Origin of the sequence: Bacillus sp. JJ1562 (assembly GCF_036962705.1) — a bacterium.
Lineage (GTDB): Bacteria > Bacillota > Bacilli > Bacillales > Bacillaceae_L > Ferdinandcohnia.
In genome coordinates this window covers 132,874-140,245 of record NZ_JBALOQ010000017.1, presented here as the reverse complement: position 1 = coordinate 140,245, position 7,372 = coordinate 132,874, and the positions used below count along the sequence as shown (strand labels likewise).

Below are 7,372 nucleotides of genomic sequence, written 5' to 3'. Positions count from 1 at the left end.
ATAACACATCACCTTCCTTTCAACTACTATAATATTACATTTTTTAGAAATCGACAATAAAAATTTAAGTTTACTAGGTTAAGGAGGTAAAACATGGATATAAACACAAGATTAAATGTAATTAAATCAAATTTATCGGGAAACGGAAGGCAGTTTATTACAACGAATGATGTTATCTGGCTACTGAATACGGTTGAGGCACAGCAGATGGAAATAGAACATCTAAAAACAGTCGAACAAGCCTATGAAGCATATAAATCTGCGCATTAAAAAAGCCAGGAATCATCCCGGCACCAATTAAGAATTTGATTCATTATTGTTTTTGATTTCTATCTATAAATAATTGGAAACCATAATTTAAAAAAGAATAAGTTAACGATAGTAAAAAAAGATGAATAGGCCTGATTTTCTTTAATTTATAAAGATTAATCTTTTCGAAATATGCATTTAGTGGAAAAGCAAGTATATAATCGAGGACTAAATTGATCAGGCTGTAAAGCCAAAATTTCTTGTAAGTTAAGTGGAATATCCACATGTTTCCAATGAAGTAGGGTCCAAAAATAAAAGTTAGACCATTATTAGCTATTGTTTTAATACCTCCCTTTGCTTTCCACCATTTATGGGGAATACCTAGTAGATATTCTGTTAAAAGAACTGTAGTTGAAAAAAGAGTGACCGGTAAAAACTTAAAAAATGATTTTTTCGGGAGAAATAAAACAGTTGTCCATGATACTAATATCATTCCAATGCGAATTGCAGATAAAAACATAATCAGCCTCTCCTTGTTTTTTATTATTGTGTCAAGGTATTAAGCGATTATGTAATTAGGATGAAAAAATGAAATAAAAAAAGCCAGGAATCATCCTGACCAGTCCATAACAATTATATCATGGGAGGGTTCCTGGTGGGTACACAAAAAATGACTGCTCAAATTGATTTGATGAATAACAAAAAAGTATATGTTGTTAAAGATGGTCAGCTGATAGAACATGACCTCCCGGATTATGGTGAAATATTGGTTGTTACACTTGGTGGTAAGGTGGATAGATTGGAGACTACGGTGAAGAGGAAAGTGTGACCAAAAAAGCTAATGAAGGAGAGGTAAGAAAATGAAAAAAAGTCCCTGGACTAAGTGTACAAAAACAAATGCCCAAGAACTTATCATAATATAAAAATTTTATTTTTTTAGGGGAATTTTTGCAACTGTTTTTCTTCTGGAAATTTCATCCAACAACATTTTGATGAAAAAACGATCCAATCTTAACTTTACGGCTTTGTGATATGCATAGACTAAAAGATCGTTTGGCATTTTCTTAATACCCATTTTTTCACCTACCATAGTTCGTTAGTTAAGTTTATATAGTTCTAAAGAAGTATATACCTATAATACTGGAACTATTAAAGATAATGCAAATTAAGATTAAATAAAGGTTATGTATACGTTCTGTTAATTCCTCAAAAATTTTTTAAAATACTAAATTAATATAGCCTAACGGAAAAACCGAGGGCATGAATCAATCATTGCGAGTAGATCGTGTTGGTGATTTGTGCCCTCTTTTTATTTTTATACAAAGGGGACAGGGGTATGAATCAAAGTTTTAGAGACCAGTTGAAGCAGTGGAAAAAGAAGAATGGAATGCGGCATATGGATCCACAAATTTGGGAGAGTCCGAAAGAGTCACCGCCAAAGAAAATAGACAAGCTTTCTGAATCGGATTTGAGGTATTTGATGGGTACTGGTAGACCAACATATCGAAGAAATAAAGGGGCATTAAGACAACGATAGGAGGAGTTCATATGTCAAACTGGGCAGACGAATTAATTCACGAATACTCGAATAGTAAGAAGGATTTAAATAGATTACGTAAGAAATTAAATAATGATAACCCTATAGATCGTGTAGATAGAAGTCTGATTATCGGTATGATTGACGATATGGATTTTGCTATTGAGTGGTTGGAGACGGGAAGGCAACCTGGTCTAATGCGTGGGATTGATAAAAGGACAATTTATCAAAAGCGTTCATTGGAAAGCATGGATATTATTCCCGATATTACGAGCCAGCTGGAGGAAGATAATAAACCATTATATATTCCAGCTGACCAAAAACGAGTATTAATTAACATTCTCTCGTCTTTTTCTCTAAGGGAGCGACAATGTTATATCCTGCACACAGCTCAAGGAATGAGCATGCAAGAAATAGCGGATGAGCTTGGATTAAAAAAGAGAACAGTGCAGCAATACATCGAACGAGCAAGAAAAAAAGTTGAACAACGGGTTTCGTGACGTACGCTCTGACGTACGTTGTTTTTATTATTGAAGCGAGTTTGCAGGAAAATATCTCCTTTTGTCGAAATTAGTACATTAGGAGGGATGAATTTGGATAAAACACTTAGCTTAAAAGACAGATTAATTATTGCTAATCAGTACGAAATATTATCAAGATTGACTGAGGATGAGTACGAAAAGGAACAATTTGAAAACTTTAGGGATATTTTTGTTTCAGGTTATTCCCGATATTATTCTTTAGCTACCGAATATTTTTCTGATGAAGTCAGTGATGAAGAATGTAAGTTTGTCACAGATGTTCTGTCTCTTTATAGAGATTTGTATTTTTCCTGGGTACAAAGTGAAGAAGTGCAAAATTCCATAAACGAGAAAGATGTTTTATTTAAGGGTTTTGATCTAAATGATTCAACGGAAGTAAAGTATTTTAGCTTTTATAAGTTTTTAGTTACACGACTTGATAGGTTTAGTGAGATAAAAGAACTAATTGATTCAGGTAAAATTGAAGATTATAATTCACATGGTTCTGGTCCAAGTATGCAAAAGTTAGCTAACATGATTTCAAAGAGAGAAACAATTAGAAATAGACATGGGTTTGTTAGATATGAAAACTTAACAGCCGAAGAAATTACTGAAATTTTAAATGCATAAAAGTACGGGGTGTTGAAATGGATAATCAAATTTATTTAGATGTAGAAGCGGTAATAGGCAACGGAACATATTCGGATACTGCAAGCTATGAGGTTGTAAAATTAATGATGAAAGCAAACGTTGTAACCATAAGAAATGTTTCTGTAGAAGTGAAAGAAATAGAGGTTACTAATGATGGCGTAGTAAGGTTTCATGGTAATCGAAGAGAAATGTAATACAAAGGTTTAAGCATCCTGCGGGGTGCTTTTTAAATTAGTAAAATAATGTAATTAATAGTATTTTAATCCTGTGCAAAATAAATTATAATTAGATAGATTTTGAGGAGGATTATAATCTATGTGGAAAAAATTTTTAGAGTTATTTATTAAAAAGGCATGGCCGGTGATTAAAGAGTTATTGGTTAGATACGGGAAGGAAATTCTCGAATTTATTTTTGAAAAGCTATCCGAGTTTATCAAGAGCTGGATAGAAAAAATAAAAAATGAGAAAATGGCAAAGGCTGAAGAATCTCATGAGAAAGCTAGTACGGCAACAGATCCAGAAGAAAAGAAAAAATATGAATATGAATATGAATTCTATAAAAAAGAAGCAGAATCTTATGCTGAAAAAATGAAAGACATGGAAGAAGAATTAGAGAAGCTCAAACAATCCATTAGAGAAGATGTTACAAAGAAAACAAAGGATTTAAAAGCAGAAAACTTATTTTCTACAAACACAAAAGATTCATATAATCCGTTTGTTTTAAAGGATACAAATAACATTTTAAAATTAGAAAACAAAAATGAAAATTGATATAAGTAACGTCTATCCGTTTGGATAGGCTTTTTTTAATTCTCAAAACAAACATAAATACCCGGGGGTGGCAGGTGATGTAGCATGGCTGAAAAATATGTCTTGGCTGAGAAAGATTATGTGAAAGGCATGAAATACAAAGATATTGCCGAAAAGTACGGGGTTACCATAAATACAGTTAAGTCTTGGAAGACTCGTTATAAATGGTCCCGTGATGGTGTGCATACAAAAGAAAAAGGTGTGCACACAAAAAAACGAGGTGCTCCTAAAGGAAATATAAACGCAAAAGGGAATAGTGGTGGTGGTGCTCCTAAAGGAAATAGCAATGCCGTTACTCATGGTTTGTTCGCAACACTTGCAAACTTTCTGCCTGATGAAACTAAGGAGATTATTAATAGCATGGAGGAAAAATCTCCTGCTGACTTAGTTTGGGAACAAATAGTTATTCAATATGCTGCCATTATCCGAGCTCAAAAAATTATGTTTGTTGAGAGTAAAGATGAAATGATAAAAGAACTCAAAAAGGAAAAGCATAGTTCATCTGATAATGGTAGTAGTTGGGAAGAAGAGTACGAGTTCCAATTTGCCTGGGACCGTCATGCTACATTCTTAAATGCTCAGTCCAGGGCAATGAGTGAATTAAGAAGTCTAATCAAGCAATTCAATGACATGGCCACCGATGATGACGAACGTAAGCTCAAATTACAACTTATGCAGGCTAATATCAAAAAAGCTGAGGCAGAAGCCAACAGAATCTCAAAAGAGAATACGGATGACGAGTTAGAAGAAATCATCATTGTAGATGAATGGAGTAACGGCAATGAGTAAGAAGCCTACCATCGACATTCAGAAAAACGTTAATCCGCATTTCAAAGAGGTTTGGTTAACCGTAAAGCCATACAACATATTAAAAGGTGGACGTAACTCATTTAAATCATCTGTAATTGTTTTGAAGCTTATGTTCATGATGATTTGGTACATCATGCGAGGAGAACAGGCTAATGTTGTTGTACTGCGCAAAGTAGGTAACACGATTCGAGATTCTGTTTTTAATAAGATTCAATGGGCTGTTAATAAATTCGGTTTAGGCAATAGTTTTAAATCGACTGTATCGCCATTTAAGATAACCCATAAACGTACTGGATCTACATTCTATTTCTACGGTCAAGATGACTTCCAAAAACTGAAATCAAATGACATAGGAAATATCATCGGTGTTTGGTATGAAGAAGCAGCAGAGTTCAATAGCGAAGAAGAATTTGACCAGACAAACGTTACATTCATGCGACAGAAACACCATTTAGCAAAAACGGTGTACTTTTTTTGGTCCTATAACCCTCCAAGGAACCCATACCACTGGATAAATGAGTGGTCGGACAAAATGAAGGGCGAAGAAGATTATTTGGTGCATGAATCCAGCTACTTGAATGATGAATTAGGATTCGTCACTGGTCAGATGTTAAAGGATATCGAGCGTATCAAGAATAACGACTATGATTATTATCGTTATATCTATTTAGGTGAACCGGTAGGACTTGGAACAAACATATATAACATGCATTTATTCAAGTCGTTACAAGAATTGCCTAGTGATGACGATATTTTGTTAATTGATTTGTCATCAGATACAGGGCACCAGGTATCAGCTACTACACATGGCGCATTCGCATTAACGAAAAAGCAAGATGTTATCCTATTAGACACGTATTACTACTCACCAGAAGGAAAAGTGAACAAGAAGGCACCTAGTGAACTGTCTAAGAGTTATTTTGAGTGGCGCAAGGGTATTTTAGAGCAATACAAGAGAAACGTCGATGTAGAAACCATAGACAGTGCAGAGGGCGCATTGAGGAATCAGATATTTAAAGATCATGGAATCAGACTGCATCCTATAGCCAAAAAGAAAAAAGTGGATATGATTGACAACGTACACGTCCTGTTAGCTCAAGGGCGTTTTTATTATTTAGATACACCAAATAATAAGATTTTCATCGAGGAACATAAGAAGTATCAGTGGGATGGAGATACCTTGAATACTGATGATCCTAAAGTAATAAAAGAGGACGATCACACCTGTGATATGTTCCAGTACTACGTAAACGATAACCTACGCAAGCTAGGACTTAAATTCTAGGTGGTGAAGCAATGTTCAAAAAGATAATGTCCTTGTTGAAGGGAGGTTTGGCAAAATTGGGCCTTATAAAATCAATAAATAAACTGAGTGATCATAAAGACATTGAACTGAATGAAGAAATGTATCGACAAATAGACGTGTGGAAAGCACTGTATCGTGGCTACCATGAGCCGTGGCATAAAATCAGTTATAAAACCATTGACGGACCGAAAACACGAAAGATGGACACGTTAAACATGGCAAAAACAGTTGCTTCCGAAATGGCATCTCTTGTGTTCAATGAAAAATGTGAAATCAGCATAAGTGAGAACTCAACAAAAGAGTATATCGATGAAGTGTTCAAAGCGAATAAGTTTAACCGGAAGTTTCAAGACTATCTAGAATTTTCGTTTGCACATGGTGGTATGGTCGTAAAACCGTATGTTGAGGATGCACTAATCAAACTGTCATTCGTGACAGCTGACTCATTTATTCCTGTTTCATGGAGAAATGACTCAATATTCGAAGCGGTTTTCCCTTATGAGTTTAAGCGAAAAGATAAGAAATACACTCATTTGGAATGGCATCTATGGGAAAAAGATGTGTATGTTATCAAAAATGAAGTTTACGAGTCTAATAATGGTGATGATCTAGGAGTAAAGGTTAATCTAAAAGAATTTTTCCCTAGACTCGAAGAAGAAGTGAGAATAACAGGGCTTAAAAATCCATTGTTCAGCTACTTCAAACCTAACATTGCTAACAATTTTGATACAAAATCGCCTTTGGGTATATCTATTTTTTCTAACGCAATGGATACTATGAAAGCAATTGATACAGCATTTGATAGTTTCCATAGGGAATTTAGGTTGGGTAAGAAAAGAATCATTGTTCCAGCTCACATGGTGAAAACAGTCGTTGATACTCTAACAGGTGATGTTCACCGTTACTTTGATTCAACTGACGAAACATATGAGGCATTTAATGCAGGAGAACAAGATGAAACCAAACTTCAAGATATTTCTGTTGAATTACGTGTCGAGGAACATGTAGCTGCCATTAATGCCTTGTTAAACCTATTCGCTATGCAGACAGGATTTAGCCCGGGGACATTCACCTTTGATGGCCAAAGCATGAAAACAGCCACAGAGGTCATTTCAGAGCAATCTAAGACATTCAAGAGTAAACAGTCTCACGAAATCATCATTGAAGCTGGAATACAGGAATTAATTACTTCTATCGTGGATGTTGCCCGATTGTATAACCTGTTTAAGGGTAAAGGTGAATTTGAGGTCACAGTGTCCTTTGATGATTCTATTGCAGAGGATAAGGGTGCTGAGATTGGCAAGCAAATTCAAATGATTAATGGTGGTATTCAGAGCAAAAAGAGGGCGATCATGAAGATTCATGGTCTTACAGAAGAAGAAGCGCTGGAACTGATTAAGGAAATCATTGAAGAAGATAGGCAGCAGGCGCCTGATTTGAAAGATTTGAAAGCGCAAAGGGCTATATTTGGGGCGGGGGAGTGATTTA

The 7,372-nt window shown here is 35.1% G+C and carries 12 protein-coding genes; 10 read left to right on the top strand and 2 right to left on the bottom strand.

Going from position 1 to position 7,372, the window contains the following annotated elements; translation table 11 throughout:
- The first annotated feature begins 93 nt into the window (after window positions 1-93).
- Window positions 94-270, top strand: coding sequence for a hypothetical protein (locus V7097_RS11400; RefSeq protein ID WP_335703733.1), 177 nt, complete (start codon window positions 94-96; stop codon window positions 268-270).
- A 43-nt stretch (window positions 271-313) separates the two neighbouring features.
- Here the strand turns inward: V7097_RS11400 and V7097_RS11395 are convergent, their stop codons facing one another.
- Window positions 314-769, bottom strand: a complete 456-nt coding sequence (locus tag V7097_RS11395; RefSeq protein WP_335703732.1) for a hypothetical protein — start codon at window positions 767-769, stop codon at window positions 314-316.
- Between the two features lie 135 nt (window positions 770-904).
- Between V7097_RS11395 and V7097_RS11390 the strand changes: the two genes are divergently transcribed.
- A complete protein-coding gene (locus tag V7097_RS11390; protein WP_335703731.1) occupies window positions 905-1,078 on the top strand; it encodes a DUF3954 domain-containing protein in 174 nt (57 codons plus the stop codon).
- A 99-nt stretch (window positions 1,079-1,177) separates the two neighbouring features.
- Here the strand turns inward: V7097_RS11390 and sda are convergent, their stop codons facing one another.
- A complete protein-coding gene (sda, locus tag V7097_RS11385) occupies window positions 1,178-1,309 on the bottom strand; it encodes a sporulation histidine kinase inhibitor Sda (protein ID WP_335703838.1) in 132 nt (43 codons plus the stop codon).
- Between the two features lie 276 nt (window positions 1,310-1,585).
- Between sda and V7097_RS11380 the strand changes: the two genes are divergently transcribed.
- The 8 genes from V7097_RS11380 (at window position 1,586) to V7097_RS11345 (ending at window position 7,368) form a co-directional block, all read left to right on the top strand.
- The gene (locus tag V7097_RS11380; RefSeq protein ID WP_335703730.1) at window positions 1,586-1,786 is read left to right on the top strand and encodes a hypothetical protein; all 201 of its coding nucleotides are present in this window, start codon (window positions 1,586-1,588) and stop codon (window positions 1,784-1,786) included.
- Between the two features lie 11 nt (window positions 1,787-1,797).
- Window positions 1,798-2,286, top strand: coding sequence for a sigma factor-like helix-turn-helix DNA-binding protein (locus tag V7097_RS11375; protein WP_335703729.1), 489 nt, complete (start codon window positions 1,798-1,800; stop codon window positions 2,284-2,286).
- A gap of 93 nt (window positions 2,287-2,379) precedes the next feature.
- Window positions 2,380-2,937: a YfbU family protein gene (locus tag V7097_RS11370; protein WP_335703728.1), complete on the top strand. Its 558-nt coding sequence runs from the start codon at window positions 2,380-2,382 to the stop codon at window positions 2,935-2,937.
- 17 nt (window positions 2,938-2,954) lie between these two features.
- Entirely contained in the window at window positions 2,955-3,152 is a 198-nt protein-coding gene (locus tag V7097_RS11365; RefSeq protein WP_335703727.1) for a hypothetical protein, read from the top strand.
- 121 nt (window positions 3,153-3,273) lie between these two features.
- A complete protein-coding gene (locus tag V7097_RS11360; RefSeq protein WP_335703726.1) occupies window positions 3,274-3,729 on the top strand; it encodes a hypothetical protein in 456 nt (151 codons plus the stop codon).
- Between the two features lie 84 nt (window positions 3,730-3,813).
- Window positions 3,814-4,557 carry a phage terminase small subunit gene (terS, locus tag V7097_RS11355; RefSeq protein ID WP_335703725.1) on the top strand — a complete coding sequence of 248 codons (744 nt, stop codon included), beginning with the start codon at window positions 3,814-3,816 and terminating at the stop codon, window positions 4,555-4,557.
- On the top strand, window positions 4,550-5,863 hold the full coding sequence (locus V7097_RS11350) for a PBSX family phage terminase large subunit (RefSeq protein WP_335703724.1): 1,314 nt from the start codon (window positions 4,550-4,552) through the stop codon (window positions 5,861-5,863). Before terS ends, V7097_RS11350 begins: the two co-directional genes overlap by 8 nt.
- A gap of 11 nt (window positions 5,864-5,874) precedes the next feature.
- Window positions 5,875-7,368, top strand: coding sequence for a phage portal protein (locus V7097_RS11345; RefSeq protein ID WP_335703723.1), 1,494 nt, complete (start codon window positions 5,875-5,877; stop codon window positions 7,366-7,368).
- The last annotated feature ends 4 nt before the right edge of the window (window positions 7,369-7,372 follow it).

What these genes read in the sequence shown, in the direction of transcription:
- V7097_RS11375 (WP_335703729.1), top strand. Translation starts at nt 1,798, where the DNA reads ATGTCAAACTGGGCAGACGAATTAATTCACGAATACTCGAATAGTAAG.
- V7097_RS11360 (WP_335703726.1), top strand. Translation starts at nt 3,274, where the DNA reads ATGTGGAAAAAATTTTTAGAGTTATTTATTAAAAAGGCATGGCCGGTG.
- terS (WP_335703725.1), top strand. Translation starts at nt 3,814, where the DNA reads ATGGCTGAAAAATATGTCTTGGCTGAGAAAGATTATGTGAAAGGCATG.
- V7097_RS11365 (WP_335703727.1), top strand. Translation starts at nt 2,955, where the DNA reads ATGGATAATCAAATTTATTTAGATGTAGAAGCGGTAATAGGCAACGGA.
- sda (WP_335703838.1), bottom strand. Translation starts at nt 1,309, where the DNA reads ATGCCAAACGATCTTTTAGTCTATGCATATCACAAAGCCGTAAAGTTA.
- V7097_RS11345 (WP_335703723.1), top strand. Translation starts at nt 5,875, where the DNA reads ATGTTCAAAAAGATAATGTCCTTGTTGAAGGGAGGTTTGGCAAAATTG.
- V7097_RS11380 (WP_335703730.1), top strand. Translation starts at nt 1,586, where the DNA reads ATGAATCAAAGTTTTAGAGACCAGTTGAAGCAGTGGAAAAAGAAGAAT.
- V7097_RS11400 (WP_335703733.1), top strand. Translation starts at nt 94, where the DNA reads ATGGATATAAACACAAGATTAAATGTAATTAAATCAAATTTATCGGGA.
- V7097_RS11350 (WP_335703724.1), top strand. Translation starts at nt 4,550, where the DNA reads ATGAGTAAGAAGCCTACCATCGACATTCAGAAAAACGTTAATCCGCAT.
- V7097_RS11395 (WP_335703732.1), bottom strand. Translation starts at nt 769, where the DNA reads ATGTTTTTATCTGCAATTCGCATTGGAATGATATTAGTATCATGGACA.